Raw genomic sequence first — 14,987 nt, 5'->3', positions numbered from 1 at the left:
TTATTGCGATAAGTGGGGTGTCAGCACCTCGGCGATGCGAGTAGCAAAATCACTTTTTATTTCAATTCCCTGTTTGCCAAGTCGGGTGTCTTTAAGGGCGCAGTCCAGCGGACGCGTTGCGCTAGCGCTTGTGTCTGCCGCCGCCGCACTTAGGATGCTCGGCTCCAGACCTAGCAGCGGTGCCATCAATTTGGCCATACCCAGTTTGGTTAAACGCTCATTGGCGCTGAGGTGATATATCCCCTCTAGCTCGGTACCCAATGTGGCTATGGCGCCGGCCAAGGCTGTGGCGATATCCGCGGTGTCGGTGGGAAAACGCTGACACTCATCATCGAAGCGGGTTACGCCGTTTTTGAGTTGCTCGGCAATGACGGTCACCGCAGACTCACCGAGATGGCTCACTTCGCCATACAGCACCGGGATACGGATAATGGCTGCGTGCGGATACTCTGTTTGCAACAGGGCTTCGCTGCGTGCCTTGGATTGACCATAGAGGTTTAAGGGGCTTGTTTCGGCGTCTTCTGCATAGGGTGGGTTGCGACCATCGAATACATAGTCGGTGCTAATAAAAATCAGCGTGCAATTAAATTGCGCACAGCACTTAGCAATGTGCTCGGTGACCGCACAGTTGAACTGGATGCTGTGCTCTGGGTCATTATCGAACTTATCCGGGTTGCGCTCGGCGGCGCTATGAATAAAGAAGTCCGGTCGGTGCGCAGCAAACAGGGCGCTGATAGCCTCTTTATCAAACAGATCCGCTTTGATTACGGGCGGCTGGGCGCGAGAAAACCCAAGGCCTATTACCTGATGTTCTGGGTTGAGACGCGCGAACAGGGCGCGGCCGAGCAGTCCGGTGGCACCGGAGACGATGATTTTAGCCATAACTTTGCTCTCTAATGGCAGGGGAAAGCGGCAGCGTAACTGTGGTGAAGGGTAAAGTCAAAGTGTCCATTTTGGCCTGAAAATGCGTATGTTTACGTTAAAAGTTAACTAGTTAAGCAGCCCCACGTTTGGCGGCAGCCAAGCCTATGGTGTATTGCTGACGGCGTCTGAGGCTGGAAAAGTAGCCATGCTTATTCCCATTGCCTCATAGTCAACAGGCTCTGGCCTTGTGCCTTGCACAGCTTTGGCAAAAACCCTTGTTTAACGCACCAATGTGGTGCGTTTTTTGTGCGCCCAAAAAGTTATCTTTTTGTTAATTAAAGAAAAAATATTCTGGCACAAAGGTTGAAATTACCTAGAGGACAATAATAAACCGAATCGCCTACGAGGGGGCTATATGAAAATGATCAGTGCCATCATCAAGCCATTTAAGCTTGATGAAGTGCGAGAAGCGCTAGCAGAGCTGGGGATCGAGGGAATGACAGTGGTGGATGTTAAAGGGTTTGGCCGTCAGCGTGGCCATACCGAACTCTACCGCGGTGCCGAGTATCAGGTGGACTTTATTCCCAAAATTAAAATCGAGATTGCCACGCGCAGCGAAAATGTGGAGCGAGTGGTGGAGTTGATCACCCGGGTTGCCAGCAGCGGCAAAATAGGTGACGGCAAAATATTTGTTTTCGATCTTGAGCAAATCGTGCGCATCCGAACGGGTGAGCTTGATGAAGAAGCGATTTAGGGGGACGCACTCATGGAAAACACCATAGTTGAATTACAATTCTCATTGAACACCTTTTACTTTTTGATCTCCGGCGTACTTGTCATGTGGATGGCGGCGGGGTTTGCCATGCTTGAGGCTGGCTTAGTGCGCTCAAAAAATACCACCGAAATTCTGACCAAGAACGTTGCCCTCTATGCCATAGCTTGTACCATGTATTTGCTGATTGGTTACAACATCATGTATGTGGGTAACGGCGAGGGCGGTTTCGTGCCCAGTTTTGGCACATTGATTGGCAGTCAGGCCAGTGACGCCGATCATGCGCTGGAGTCGGACTTCTTCTTCCAGGTGGTGTTTGTGGCCACGGCGATGTCGATTGTCTCCGGGGCGGTAGCCGAGCGCATGAAACTCTGGGCCTTTTTGGTATTCTGCGTGGTGATGACCGGCCTGCTTTACCCCATTGAGGGTTACTGGACCTGGGGTGGCGGCTTCTTATCGGCCATGGGCTTTGTCGACTTTGCCGGTTCGGGCATAGTACACGGCGCCGGTGCCGCAGCGGCCTTGGCCGGGGTATTAATGCTGGGCGCTCGTCGCGGCAAATATGGTAAAAACGGTGAAATCTATCCTATCCCAGGTTCTAACCTGCCGCTGGCGACCCTGGGTACCTTTATCCTGTGGATGGGCTGGTTTGGCTTTAACGGTGGCTCGCAGTTGTTGATCAGCGATGCTGAGAATGCCAGTGCGGTGGGTAAAATTATGCTTAACACCAATGCCGCAGCGGCGGCCGGTGCCATTGCTTCGTTATTGGTGTGTAAGACCTACTGGGGCAAGGCCGATCTGACCATGGTGCTCAATGGTGCCTTGGCGGGTTTGGTGGTGATCACCGCCGATCCGGCATCGCCTTCACCTTTACTGGCGTTGCTGCTGGGTGCCATCGGTGGCATGGTGGTGGTGTTTAGCATCGTTGCTTTGGATAAAATGCATATCGATGATCCGGTGGGAGCTATTTCGGTGCATGGCGTATGCGGTGCCCTAGGTCTGATGCTGGTGCCTTTGTCTAACGGTGAGGCCAGCTATACCACCCAGTTTATCGGTATCTTCTGTATCTTCGGCTTTGTCTTTGTCGCATCTTTGATTGTGTGGGCAATTTTAAAGAGCACAGTTGGGATCCGCGTCAGCGAGGAAGAGGAACTCAGCGGTATGGATCAGCATGACTGCGGAATCGATGCCTATCCGGAGTTTGTCTCGGTACGTTCGAGTTAAATATCAGGATATTGGCTAACGCGGCGAGTTTATCTCGCCGTTTTTTATGACTATAATTTCATTTTCAGTCCCTTTAAAAGGTTCCGAACATGGACAATAAATTACTGCTGATCATACTTTCAATCTTTCTCCCGCCCGTTGCCGTATTTCTCAAAGCCGGTGCAGGTAAGCATTTAATCATCAACATTATTCTGTGCTTCTTATTCTTCTTACCCGCGGTTATTCACGCTCTTTGGGTATCAACCCGTTAGGCAAACCGGGCGCAACCCCGCGCTTGGGCGTGAACAAAAGTCAGTATCAGTTAAGCTAGCCTTCGCTAGCCTTAACCTGCACCCTGTCTTGGCATACTCGTGAGCAATTAATTTTGCTCGTGAGTATGCTAAGCTTCCACCAATTTTTCATTCAAGCCACGCATTAGCAATCCTATGGCGACAAAAAAGACACCCACGAAGAAACAACGTAAGAAAAAGCCCAAGGCCGCACCGCCTTCAACAATGAAGCGCCTGGGTAAGCGACTCTTTTCCATTGCCTGGAAAGTTGCCTTGGTCACCATGATTAGTGTGGCCCTGTATATGATCTACCTTGATGCCAAGGTAACCCGACAATTCGAGGGCAATAAATGGCAGTTGCCAGCGCAGGTCTACGCCCGCGCCATGACCTTTTACCCTGGACAATACCTGTCTATGGCCGAGGTGGAGTGGGAGCTGCAACGCCTTAACTACACCCAGGTGACCAAACTCAACCACACCGGTCAGTATGAGCAAAGTAAAACCCGCTTGCGTATTTACCGCCGTGCCTTTGAGTTTGCCGACACTAATGAACAAGCCCATATTATTGAACTGCGCTTTAGCGGCAATAAAGTTGCCAGCGTAAAAAATAACATTGGCCAGCGTCTTGATAGCGCCCGTTTAGAGCCGGTGCAAATTGCCCGTATCGGTAACGACGAAACCCAGGACCGCGAATTTGTGCCGCTCGATAAATTCCCCGAGCTGCTCAAAGACACCTTGTTGGTGGTTGAAGACCGCAACTTTTATAAGCACCACGGGGTCTCCCTGTGGTCCATTATGCGCGCTCTGTACGCCAATATTCGCGCCGGACGTACGGTGCAAGGCGGCAGCACCCTGACTCAGCAGTTGGCGAAGAACTTCTATCTGACCCGAGAGCGCTCTTTGGTGCGTAAAATCAATGAGGCGCTGATCGCGCTGATCCTTGATTACCGCTATACCAAGGACGAGATCCTTGAAGCCTACTTAAACGAGGTTTATTTAGGACAGTCATACACCAAGGGTGTGCATGGCATGGGTCTGGCGGCGGAGTTTTATTTCTCCAAGCCCATCGACGAGCTGGAGTTTGATCAAATTGCCTTGCTGGTGGCCTTAGTGAAAGGGCCGTCTTACTACAACCCACGACGCTATGAAGAGCGTGCCATGGAGCGTCGTGATTTGGTACTCAGGCTGATGGCTGAAGATGGTTTGATCAGCACCACCGAATATCGTACCGCTTTAAATCGCCCCTTGGACATTGCGCCCATGCGCCGGGATATCGATAAAACCTATCCGGGCTATTTGGAGCTGGTTAACCGTCAGTTGAAGGAATTGCTCACAGATAAGGAAACCCTGGATGCCGGGGTGCGGGTATTCACCTACCTAGACCTGCAAAAGCAAGAAGCCATGGAAGACGCCATTGCCAAGTCCTTGCCTTATTTAGAGAAACGTCCTAAAACCGAGCAACTTGAAGCGGCCATGCTCTCGGTGAATCGCCGGGCAGGCGGGGTATCCGCCCTGGTTGCCGGTCGTGATATGCGCTATTCGGGTTTTAACCGTGTGCTTGATACCAAGCGTAATATCGGCTCCTTGGTGAAACCGGCTGTGTATCTGAGCGCCTTGCAGGTGCCCCGTTATAATCTCGGCACCTTGCTGCATGATGAGCCGCTGGAGCTGACCGATGAGCGCGGCAAAGTCTGGAGTCCGGATAATTTTGACCACCAATTCCGCGGTGCCTTGCCTCTGTATAAGGCCTTTAGCAACAGTATCAATATTCCGGCGGTGAATCTGGGCCTGGATATTGGTGTCGACAAGGTGGCCAATACCTTGCAAGGCCTGGGTGTGGAAAGTCATATTAACCAGTTTCCCTCCCTGTTACTGGGGGCCTTGGAGCTCTCCAGTTACGAGGTGGCACAGCTCTATACCACCTTGGCGAACGACGGTGCCTATACCCGCTTAACCAGCATCTCGGCGTTGACCGACAACGCTGGTAAGCTGCTGTATCAGCACAAGCCGCAGTGGCAACAGCGCTTCCCTAAGGATGCCATGTATATGACTAAATATGGCATGAAGCGAGTGACCAAAGACGGCACAGGTAAGCGTTTGAATAAGCATTTTCCCACCATACAGCTGGCGGGTAAAACCGGCACCAGTAACAATCTGCGCGATAGCTGGTATGGCGGTTTTGACCAAAATACCGTGACCGTGGCCTGGCTGGGGCGCGATGATAACCAAAGCACCGGCCTGACCGGCGCGGTGGGCGCATTGGAGCTGTATATTCGTTATCTGCGCCAGCTTAATCCGCAGTCCATTGCCGATGAGCGTCCCGACGGTATCCGTTGGGCCTTTATCAATGAGCAAACAGGTATGCAGGCCCCGCCAGGGTGTGGCAAGGTGATTCAACTGCCGATACGGGCCAGCGAATTTAACCCCAGACCCAGTTGTGTGCGTCCTTAAGGGCGTGCAACGGATGTAGAAAAAACCGCCCCTGGGCGGTTTTTTTATGTTCGCTTTAAGCGTACTTAGAGCTTAGCGAAGGCGCGAGTGTGATACCGTTACTCGGTGGCAGGAGCGAGGGTCGCCAACTCATTCATCAATTGATTCCTTCTTTGGTAGGCAAACTGCAGCATCAACTCGCAGTTGCCCTGGGTATAGCGATTAAGAAAAGAAATTGTCTGCGTCGTCGAGTTTGCCATCATGGCCGCGAGGTTTGGCAGTAATTGAGTCAGCTCATTATAGAGGGCAACTTCCTGAGCCCTTATTTCATTGCCTATGCCTGACACGGCGCCTTGTTGATGGGCATAAGCCAAAGTGAACAAGGTGCGATAGGCCCAGTAGGCGCCGTGCGCATCAAAGTTATTTGTGCCGCTATGGTAGCTGGCGGGGAAAGACTGAACCGCACCAAAGAAAGGCAGATACATGGCACACAATGGGGTGCTAACGGCCTGCCAGATCATCCCCTGAAGCTCATGAGGTTGTTGCTTATCTAAGGTAATGATATGGCTTTCAGCGGTTTTGTCATAACCAATGGGTCGGTTTGCCTTACCCTCAAGCTCGGTGCCCTCATAGGTGGCCGTTAACACGCTAATGACGTCGGGAACAGACACCAAGGCGTCGGGCTTGAGAAAGAGCGGATATTGTTGCTGCCGGGGTGGCTGAGCTAACGAAGGGGTGAGCTTAAGCTGAGCAAGCCAAATGCGATCGACATTATAAGGCTGGCCCGTTACACCGAAGGCCTTCGCAAAATTAAAATGATGTTTATCCGCATCGGCTAATAATTGGTGTTGGCAAACAAACTCGTATATCCCAGGTGAATGCAGAACCTCGGGTGAGTCCAGGTCGATATCATGAATGCGCATGGCATTGGCCACAACCAGGTAGCTGTCTGCCGGCACTTTGACGGCAAGCCAATGGTGACAGGAGCCATTTTCAAAATACCAAATTTCATTGACGTCGGCGATGGTGACACCATTTACTTCGGCGCTGCCGTATTGCTCAATATATTGTCCCAGCAATTGAATGCCGTGCCGGGCAGACTCGGCCTGGGGTAAAATTAAGGTTGGAATAACGGCCTCGGTGATCCCACCTTGTTTAAGCAAGGGATCGGCCAGCGCCGCCTTGTCATTCATGGCCAGGGTGTTGGTGGCCGACATGGCGACATTTTTCTCATTGATGCCGCGTTCTTCATAGAGAAACTTTGCGGGCATTAGGCTGCTTGCTTCGTTATTGGCGTCAAAGTCTGGTGCCGCACTATAGCTAAATGCCTGTGTTGGTTTTGGTACTTTGAGTCCGTTACCCAGGTGCCACAGGCCATCGTCAATGACTTTCTCATTGGCATATTCCGGTTGCTGGCGATAGACAAAATACTTGTTCCAGATATCACGCTCGCAATCCTCGTTTCGGGAGACAATATTTTGTCGGTGTGTCGTTGCATTTGCAGCCACTATTACACTCGTACACATAATCAATCCTTAAAGAGAAAAGGAAGGTTGCCCTTCCTTTGTTGTGACTTACTCAGTGCTTATTAGGCACCACTGTGGCAATTTCAGATTTGACGTGAATCGGCGAAGTTAACAGGTAATTTTGCCCTTCATTGAGTTCCTGGCCATGGAAGTTAAAGTTGAGATTGACGCCTTTTCTAAACAATAAGCAATGGGTTGAACCGCCAAAGTGGAACATGCCCAGTTCATCGCCTTTTTTAACGACTTGCTGCGGTTTCACCGTGACGTCACAGGTTGATACTTCGGCCATACCCACGGCCATAAACGCCATTAAGCCAATGTCGGGGTTGTCGGCCTTGATATAAATAATGGCCCGGGTTGCCATTTCCGTGATGTAGCCCTGGGATTCATTGGGCCCCGCGGGATCTTCACCTATTGCCGGTGCCTCTGCGTAATAGCTGCCATCTACGAATTCCACCATTTCAATGACGCCATCGACGGGGCTATTCCAGCGGTGGTATTGAGTGGCACTCAAAAATGCCTGGTAGACGGTACCACCGGCAAATTCCGGGTAGTAATCGGCATTGTTATTGAGCATGTGTTGCAAGGAATAGGGCTGACCTTTAATCCAAAATGTATCTTGAAGCTGCACATTGGTTGCCCATTTGTAAGGTGCAGACTCGCAGGCGTTGGCGATGACATTGTTATCATCGGGCGCGGCGACCGGGCGCTGATCCGCTTTAAATACACGGGTAAAAAAGTCATCCCAGCATGAAAATCCATAGTGAGGCAGCGTCGGGTCACAATCAAACGTGCTAATAAATGCCTCACGTGAACCCGCCATTTTCTCCATGGCGGCGTCGCTTAACCAGCCCGTGGGGGAGTCATTCAAGACCGACACGGATTCGCTGGATTTTAAAAAGTTGCCCCAGTCATTAAGGATCTGTTTGAAGTGCTTGTTCACCGTGGGATCCCGAAAGGCGCAGTAGCCACTTTCCGTCGCCATCACCCGATCCACGATGGCATTAATTGGAAATCCCACCAGACCTGTTTCGTTAAATTCAGGCGCCATGCTGAGCACGTAGTTACACATGGCCAGCATTTGCTGGTAATTTTCGACAATAGGCGCTGGCTCAGGGCCGCTATCACCACCATGTATTGGTGTGTTGTGGCGTTTAGGTTGTTCATTAAACATGCGCGTAAAGAGCATGAAGGCGCCGGCGTCACCTTCAATGTAGTCTTTAAAGGCTTGAATGCATGGCTGTAAAGGCAAGTCCGCCTGCTTGGTCTTGGCGGCTAACTGGCGCAGCCAATCATTTAAGGTTTCCTGGTCTTGCGGAAGCCATTCGCCAACTCGATATGGGGTGTGACTGCTATTCATACTAGTGTCCTCATCTATAAGGGTTAGGTTTAAGGGTGAGTTGGTTTAAGGCTGGCTAACCAATTATCGACCACCTGTCTGGGTACGCCCCGGGTGCGACAATGCATGGCATCGGTACCCAGCCAGGGAAATTCAGGCTTACTGTCAATGCCAATAACCGTATGGCCCGGTAATGCAGCTTGATAGGCAGCCAATGCGTCCTCATCGTATTTTTCGTATCCTTTCCCAGAGAGAGGAACATATACAAAGTTATTTAATATCAGGCTATTAGTGTAGGCAGCCGTTGTCGCAGGCTCGTCGGCGTTAGGAATATACATGTTTTGGCAAAGTACACGATAGACCTGATATTCCTGTGCGAAGTTATCGGCAATGTCATTAAGTTTTTGATTAATCTCGGTATTTTCAGATTGCGCAACCAGTACCTTATCCTCTGATAAAAACTTACCCCAACAATCAATGTGACCGATGTAGGTGCCTGTGGGGTCATCGAGCACGCGATAAGAGCTAATACCCATAAATCGATTAAGTTGCTCGAGGATATAGTGCATTCGCTTCTCGATGATCTCCGGCGCATTTTTATAGAGGTCCCCCTCATTGTGGGTGGGTAGCTCATTTTGCGTTGCTACCAGATAGGTAGAAGCTATGTTGCCCTTACCATCAACCATGTAGTTACCGCCCACATCGAGTAAGCCGGAATAATAGAAATTATGCACCTTGATGGGTGTCAACCTGGTTGGCTCTTCTTTATGCCAGCGGGCCTTATTCCACTGACGAATAGGGTTGTTGAGAAAATCTGAAAATTTGACGGCGCCGTAATCATCATTGGGTCTAAAGATCCCCAAGCCTTCCTTGGGTGAGACATTTTCCGCACCTTCAACTAACCCCACTTCGCCGCCGCCTAAGGTGGTATAGGTATGCTTGGCAATACCGTAATAATCGGAGTCCTTGTTGTGGACCCACCAAGGTCCAAAATCCCGGGTCCAGAAGGTATCCGTATCCCAGGGAACTATATGCAGGTGCTCAGGGTTGTAGGTTAAACCCAGTGCCGATGCCGTTTCGCTTAGATCTTGATCGATAATTTGTTTTTGGCTTACATCGCCACACATCACAAAAATATGGACGGGGTTTGAGGTATCATTTTGCTGCATGCGGACAATCAACTCATTCGGAATACCGAATGAGCGCGGTCCAGAGGGCGGAAACTGAGGTTGGCTTGGTGCTACGGTGCCTGGGTAGGCGATGAGCACACCGCCCATAGGCGCAAATTCGGCGATGGCACTCACGCAGCTGGGGGTGTCGTTATGATAGACGGTATTCGGTAACTCTTTAACAAGTAGGCTGACTTCGGATGCCAGGGAAGCAGGAACTAACGTAGGGCGTTTTTTGGGGGTAGTCATAGGTACTCTCCGTGTGATTTGTTTATAAAAACCAGGTCGAAGCAAAGGCGTTTTTCGCCAACAAGGCGAATAACAAAGTCCCTTGAATTTGATCACGTTCGTACAGCACTTAAACCATAGCCACGGATTATCAAAACGCAATTTCAAATGTTAATTTTTAGTTAATTATTTTTGCTGGTTGCCATTGGGGAACGTAGGATTATGTTGGATTTGGCATCAGGGTGCGGGCGCTGGCATTATGCTATGGCTGCACTCACAGGGTTGAAATGGGTAATCTCGGGTGGGTTGTTGTCTGTAAGCGATTGTAAGGTTTTTGAGCTACAAGCGAGAGGCTGGGATGAGAGGTAAAGCAAAAGTCTTTGCAGTAGTGTGAAACCGCCACAAGGGCGGTTTCAGTGTTCATTGCCAACTTATAACTTAGCGAAGGCACGCTCGGCCGCAGCTATGGTTTGGGCGATGGCTTCGTCATCGTGTGCCTGGCACACAAAGCCCGCCTCAAACGCAGAAGGAGCAAGGTATACACCTTCTTCAAGCATCAGGTGGAAGAAACGCTTAAAGCGCTCTAAGTCGCACTCAGTGGCTTGCTGATAACTGGTTACCTTGTCGGCATCGGTGAAGAAGAAGCCATACATACCACCGGCATAGTTGGTAGTAAGTGGGATACCGGCCTTGTCTGCAGCGGCTTGGAAACCTTCACAGATGGCCTTGCTTTTCGCTTCCAGCTCTTCATGCAAACCTGGCTTGCTAAGAAGCTCAAGGGCTTTTAGACCTGCGGCCATGGCGATTGGGTTGCCAGACAGGGTACCAGCTTGATACACAGGGCCTACCGGGGCAATGTAATCCATGATTTCTTTCTTACCACCGAAGGCACCTACCGGCATACCGCCGCCGATCACCTTACCTAAACAGGTCAAGTCCGGAGTGATATTGTAATAAGCCTGGGCGCCACCTAGGGCGACGCGGAAACCTGTCATTACTTCATCAAAGATCAGCACGCTCTTATATTCATCACAGATTGCACGTAGGCCTTCTAAGAAGCCCTCAACCGGTGGAATACAGTTCATGTTGCCGGCAACCGGCTCGATGATGATACAGGCGATCTCTTCTGGGTACTTGGAAAAAATCGCTTTCACTTCTTCCAGGTTGTTGAAAGACACGGTCAGCGTGTGCTTGGCGAAATCTTCCGGAATACCCGGTGAGTTTGGTACGCCCAAGGTCAGGGCACCCGAGCCCGCTTTAACCAGCAGTGAGTCGGCATGGCCGTGGTAACAGCCTTCAAATTTTAAAATCTTATCGCGACCCGTGTAGCCACGTGCCAGACGAATGGCACTCATGGTGGCTTCGGTGCCCGAGTTCACCATGCGTACCGAGTCGATGGAAGGTACTAACTCTTTAACCTTCTCGGCCATCTCGATTTCCGCTTCAGTGGGCGCGCCGTAGCTTAGGCCGCGCTCAACCGCTTCGTGTACGGCCTGTTTAATTTCCGGGTGGTTATGACCCAAAATCATAGGTCCCCATGAACCCACGTAGTCGATGTATTTGTTGCCATCGGCATCAAAGGTGTAAGCGCCTTCGGCATGGGTGATAAACAATGGGGTACCGCCAACGCCGTTGAAAGCACGGACTGGAGAGTTCACGCCACCGGGGATCGAGGCTTGGGCGCGGGTAAATAAATCTTGGCTTTTGCTCATGTTGCTTCCTATTAGGTTGGCAAATTAATCTTCACGTTTACGGCTGAACCAGGGCACAGTGGTCTCATGTTTCTCGACCAGGTTGTCGACGCCCAGGGTTAGCGCAAACAAGGCCATGCGGATCAGCACGCCATTTTGTACCTGACGGAAGATGGCCAGGTTGTCGTTGCTATTTAGGTCGTTATCCAGCTCATTGGCATCGCTGCGGCTATCGCGCGGCAATGGGTGCATCAATACCGAGCTTGGCTTACAGTGGGCGTTGTAAATCGCCTGGCTGATGCGGAAACCACCGCGATATTTATTGGCTTCTTCCTGGCTGGGGAAACGCTCTTCCTGAATACGGGTTTGGTAGACGATATCGGCGGCCAGATTGCCTTCCATTTTATCCACCAGTTCGATTTGGTGACCGGCATTGGTCACGGTGTCGAGGATGCTCTGTGGCATTTGCAAGCCATCCGGCGCCACCATGGTAAAGCGAACATCTTTGTAGTGGCAAAGCAGCTTAGACAAAGAGTGCACGGTGCGACCATATTTTAAATCACCCACCAGGGCAATGTGCATGCCATCGACCTTTTGGCCAAAACGGGCCAGCTCACGGTCTATGGTTAGAAGGTCAAGCAGGGCCTGAGTCGGGTGCTCGTTGGGGCCGTCACCACCGTTAAGAACGGGGACGCTACAGCCGGTGGCAAACTCGGCGACCGAACCGGCATCCGGGTGACGCATGGCTACGGCATCGGCATAGGCTGAAATAACACGGGCGGTGTCGTACAAGGATTCGCCCTTGGCCAGCGCCGAGCTCTGCATACCGGTCGTTTCGCGTACCAAACCGCCAAGTAGGTTGAAGGCGGTGCCGAAGCTCACGCGAGTACGGGTACTGGGTTCAAAAAACAGGTTGGCAAGAATGGCGCCTTCGAGCACCTTAGTGCGTTTTTGTTTTTTGGCATAAGGTTCCATCCGTTTTGCGACTGCAAATATATGCTCGATACTGTCTCTATCGAGTTGATTTACAGAGAGAATGTGTTCACCTTGAAAGCGTAGCATGGAGGTCGTCCCAAACGTTAAAGTAAATAATTCGGTGTCCTGTCAAGGGGCGAATTTGCATGTGCGCCCCCGACATTTAAACGCCACCGCGTTTGGCTGCGCACTATAGCAAATTTTTCGGTATTTTTAGAGTACTGGTTTCAATACTGCTAAAAAGATGATGGCCGCGAGGATCAGTACCGGAAATTCATTAAAAATACGGTAAAAACGGTCGCTGCGGGTGTTGCGATCGTGCTTGAAGTCGGCCAACAACTTAAAGCAATAGCCGTGGTAGGCATAGAGCACCAGAACCAGCGCCAGTTTATAGTGCAGCCACATGCTGGCGCGGAACCAGTCACGGCCATATTCCATGATGGCCAGTACCCCAAATACCGCGGTCAAAATAGCAAAGGGGGTGACGAAAAAAAGCAGGCGGCGCTCCATCACCTTTAGCATGGCGCTGCAGGACTTTTCTTCGTTTAGGGCGTGATAAACAAAGAGCCTGGGTAAATAAAAAATACCGGCAAACCAGGCAACCATAAAAAACAGGTGCAGGGCTTTGTAAACTAACACTAAAGTCATGGTGCTTCCTTTTTATAATAGGGCGTTACGAATGGTGAGAATGTGGCGAATTTGATCCCAGCGTAAAATGCCAACGATTTCCTTTTCATCGTGCATATCATACACATAGACCGCACCGCTGCGTTTGTCTTTAAGAATGTCAAAGGCGTCGGCCAAGGTGGCCTGTGAGCTTACTCCATCGAGTTCCACATAGAGAATATTGATGTTCTCTTGTGACATCAGGTTCAAATCGTATTCCGCCAGGCGGTAGCCATTGTCTTCGTCGTAGACGATAAGCGGCGTTTGCCCATCAAGGTGCGCCAGAGACTCCTTGATCAGCTCCTTGTCGGCGGAGTAGAGCAGCTTAAAGTTTTCATTCATTTCCGCCATGATCCCCACCTTTTGCAGTGCCTCTTTGGCGGGGGAAACCTGGTAGGTAAGTCCTTGAAAATCAAGCTGCTGCAAGAAAATGGAGCGATTACCAAAGACCTGCAGTGCGGTGACATAGGCGGTCACTATCACCAACATGGCGGGCACGATAATTTGCGGGCTGGAGGTGAGCTCCATCACTGCGGTTAACGCCGCTAAGGGAGCGTGTAAGGTGGCGGCGAGTAAGCCGGCCATGCCTAAAACGCCATAGGTACCGGCCACATCCGTGCCCGGTGCCACAAGGTGGGCAAAGAAGGACATCAGGGTGCCCATCACCACGCCCAACCCTATGACTGGGCCGATAATACCGCCTGGGATCCCCAAACCGATGGCGAATAAGGTGGCCAGCAGTTTGGCGATTAATATGGTCAGCAGCAGTTGCACATTATCCGGGGAGTTCATGGCAATGGTGATGGCGCTCATGCCAGAGCCCATGGCCTGGGGCACCAGATAGCCTATGCCGCCGGCGATAACCCCGGCAATCAGCAGTCGCGGCAACATGGAAAGGGGTTTAAAGGTGCGGATAATCAGCATCAGGTTTTTATTAAAGGCATAGGCCACGGCGCCCAAGGTCATGCCGCAGATCACCAAATACGGATAATGCCAAAAACTTAAGGGGGTTACGCTTATCAGCGCCAGCTCGGAGTCGGCGCCAAAGACAAATTGTGTGGCTAGGGCGCCTGTTACCGCCGCTAGCATGATGGGCACGAAAATATGCACCTTGTATTCACGAATAACCACCTCCATCACGAAAATTACCGCCGCCAGCGGCGTGTTGAAGGAGGCGGCAATACCGGCGGCGACACCGCAGCCGCTGAGGGTGCGCATGGCGTTATAGGGCAAATGCAATTGATTGGCGAGTATGCTGGCACCGGTTGCACCCATATGGACCGAGGGGCCTTCGCGGCCCACCGAAAAGCCGCTGATCAGTGCCAGAGCACCACCAAAGAACTGGTTGACCGTGTTGTAAAACGGCATTTGTCCATAATGCATTTTCATGCGGTGGATCACGAAGGGGATCCCCAGGCGGTAGTGCTTAAAGCCGGTAAGGTAGGCAAAAAAGGCAATCACGCAGGCGGCGCCGACCGGGAGCAAAAAGCGTTGTAGCTCGCCCATGGTGGTAAAGTCGTCAAAATCATCGAGAAACAGGTTTTGCGCTATGACGATAGTGAGGCGAAACATGATGATCAGACCCGCGGCGATAAGGCCGGCGGCGATACCTAATAAGCACAGTTGCGCCGATGTTTTTGGTCGGGCAAGGCGACGTCTCAGCGCCTCTAGATGCATACCAATTCCTCAGGCTGAATAAGGGGGAAGTTATATTATCAGTAGTTTATCAAACGTTACCTAATAAATCCTTGTTTAGTATCAGGGTTTGCTTCTTTGTATTGTGACCCCCGTGCTCGAGATTAACGAAGGCGGTGCAGCCAATACTTGATTAACT

General features: G+C 51.1%; 12 protein-coding genes. 4 read left to right on the top strand and 8 right to left on the bottom strand.

Translation table 11 applies throughout. The features are described 5' to 3' along the window. Nucleotides 1-882: a dTDP-4-dehydrorhamnose reductase family protein gene (locus KD147_RS10345; RefSeq protein ID WP_212547799.1), complete on the bottom strand. Its 882-nt coding sequence runs from the start codon at nt 880-882 to the stop codon at nt 1-3. Between the two features lie 397 nt (nt 883-1,279). On the opposite strand from KD147_RS10345, the gene KD147_RS10340 reads away from it, so the two are divergent. From KD147_RS10340 to mrcB, 4 genes are all read left to right on the top strand, one after another. Next, nucleotides 1,280-1,618 carry a P-II family nitrogen regulator gene (locus tag KD147_RS10340; RefSeq protein ID WP_105188177.1) on the top strand — a complete coding sequence of 113 codons (339 nt, stop codon included), beginning with the start codon at nt 1,280-1,282 and terminating at the stop codon, nt 1,616-1,618. A gap of 12 nt (nt 1,619-1,630) precedes the next feature. Continuing rightward, a complete protein-coding gene (locus tag KD147_RS10335; protein WP_105255684.1) occupies nt 1,631-2,860 on the top strand; it encodes an ammonium transporter AmtB in 1,230 nt (409 codons plus the stop codon). Between the two features lie 89 nt (nt 2,861-2,949). Then, nucleotides 2,950-3,111, top strand: coding sequence for a YqaE/Pmp3 family membrane protein (locus tag KD147_RS10330; protein ID WP_105199678.1), 162 nt, complete (start codon nt 2,950-2,952; stop codon nt 3,109-3,111). A 174-nt stretch (nt 3,112-3,285) separates the two neighbouring features. Next, the gene (gene mrcB / locus KD147_RS10325) at nt 3,286-5,580 is read left to right on the top strand and encodes a penicillin-binding protein 1B (protein WP_212547798.1); all 2,295 of its coding nucleotides are present in this window, start codon (nt 3,286-3,288) and stop codon (nt 5,578-5,580) included. Between the two features lie 98 nt (nt 5,581-5,678). Here mrcB and KD147_RS10320 read toward each other — a convergent pair whose 3' ends face one another. From KD147_RS10320 to KD147_RS10290, 7 genes are all read right to left on the bottom strand, one after another. After that, nucleotides 5,679-7,085: a C69 family dipeptidase gene (locus KD147_RS10320; RefSeq protein WP_212547797.1), complete on the bottom strand. Its 1,407-nt coding sequence runs from the start codon at nt 7,083-7,085 to the stop codon at nt 5,679-5,681. A 52-nt stretch (nt 7,086-7,137) separates the two neighbouring features. Next, nucleotides 7,138-8,445, bottom strand: coding sequence for a phosphatidylserine decarboxylase family protein (locus tag KD147_RS10315; protein ID WP_212547796.1), 1,308 nt, complete (start codon nt 8,443-8,445; stop codon nt 7,138-7,140). Nucleotides 8,446-8,474: 29 nt separating this feature from the next. Next, nucleotides 8,475-9,842 (bottom strand): agmatine deiminase family protein, encoded by a 1,368-nt coding sequence (locus tag KD147_RS10310; RefSeq protein ID WP_212547795.1) that lies wholly within the window; start codon nt 9,840-9,842, stop codon nt 8,475-8,477. A 410-nt stretch (nt 9,843-10,252) separates the two neighbouring features. Beyond that, the gene (gene hemL, locus KD147_RS10305) at nt 10,253-11,533 is read right to left on the bottom strand and encodes a glutamate-1-semialdehyde 2,1-aminomutase (RefSeq protein ID WP_212547794.1); all 1,281 of its coding nucleotides are present in this window, start codon (nt 11,531-11,533) and stop codon (nt 10,253-10,255) included. A 24-nt stretch (nt 11,534-11,557) separates the two neighbouring features. Then, nucleotides 11,558-12,574 (bottom strand): aspartate carbamoyltransferase, encoded by a 1,017-nt coding sequence (locus KD147_RS10300; protein ID WP_212547793.1) that lies wholly within the window; start codon nt 12,572-12,574, stop codon nt 11,558-11,560. A 126-nt stretch (nt 12,575-12,700) separates the two neighbouring features. Then, nucleotides 12,701-13,135: a CopD family protein gene (locus KD147_RS10295; RefSeq protein WP_212547792.1), complete on the bottom strand. Its 435-nt coding sequence runs from the start codon at nt 13,133-13,135 to the stop codon at nt 12,701-12,703. 12 nt (nt 13,136-13,147) lie between these two features. Continuing rightward, entirely contained in the window at nt 13,148-14,830 is a 1,683-nt protein-coding gene (locus KD147_RS10290) for a chloride channel protein (RefSeq protein WP_212547791.1), read from the bottom strand. Nucleotides 14,831-14,987: the final 157 nt, after the last annotated feature.

Origin of the sequence: Pseudoalteromonas sp. BDTF-M6 (assembly GCF_018334135.1) — a bacterium.
GTDB lineage: Bacteria > Pseudomonadota > Gammaproteobacteria > Enterobacterales > Alteromonadaceae > Pseudoalteromonas.
This window is presented reverse-complemented; position numbering and strand designations above follow the sequence as displayed.

Excerpts from the sequence above, each read along its gene's own strand:
- KD147_RS10310 (WP_212547795.1), bottom strand. The coding sequence starts at position 9,842 with ATGACTACCCCCAAAAAACGCCCTACGTTAGTTCCTGCTTCCCTGGCA.
- KD147_RS10345 (WP_212547799.1), bottom strand. The coding sequence starts at position 882 with ATGGCTAAAATCATCGTCTCCGGTGCCACCGGACTGCTCGGCCGCGCC.
- KD147_RS10335 (WP_105255684.1), top strand. The coding sequence starts at position 1,631 with ATGGAAAACACCATAGTTGAATTACAATTCTCATTGAACACCTTTTAC.
- hemL (WP_212547794.1), bottom strand. The coding sequence starts at position 11,533 with ATGAGCAAAAGCCAAGATTTATTTACCCGCGCCCAAGCCTCGATCCCC.
- mrcB (WP_212547798.1), top strand. The coding sequence starts at position 3,286 with ATGGCGACAAAAAAGACACCCACGAAGAAACAACGTAAGAAAAAGCCC.
- KD147_RS10295 (WP_212547792.1), bottom strand. The coding sequence starts at position 13,135 with ATGACTTTAGTGTTAGTTTACAAAGCCCTGCACCTGTTTTTTATGGTT.
- KD147_RS10320 (WP_212547797.1), bottom strand. The coding sequence starts at position 7,085 with ATGTGTACGAGTGTAATAGTGGCTGCAAATGCAACGACACACCGACAA.
- KD147_RS10340 (WP_105188177.1), top strand. The coding sequence starts at position 1,280 with ATGAAAATGATCAGTGCCATCATCAAGCCATTTAAGCTTGATGAAGTG.
- KD147_RS10290 (WP_212547791.1), bottom strand. The coding sequence starts at position 14,830 with ATGCATCTAGAGGCGCTGAGACGTCGCCTTGCCCGACCAAAAACATCG.
- KD147_RS10330 (WP_105199678.1), top strand. The coding sequence starts at position 2,950 with ATGGACAATAAATTACTGCTGATCATACTTTCAATCTTTCTCCCGCCC.
- KD147_RS10315 (WP_212547796.1), bottom strand. The coding sequence starts at position 8,445 with ATGAATAGCAGTCACACCCCATATCGAGTTGGCGAATGGCTTCCGCAA.
- KD147_RS10300 (WP_212547793.1), bottom strand. The coding sequence starts at position 12,574 with ATGCTACGCTTTCAAGGTGAACACATTCTCTCTGTAAATCAACTCGAT.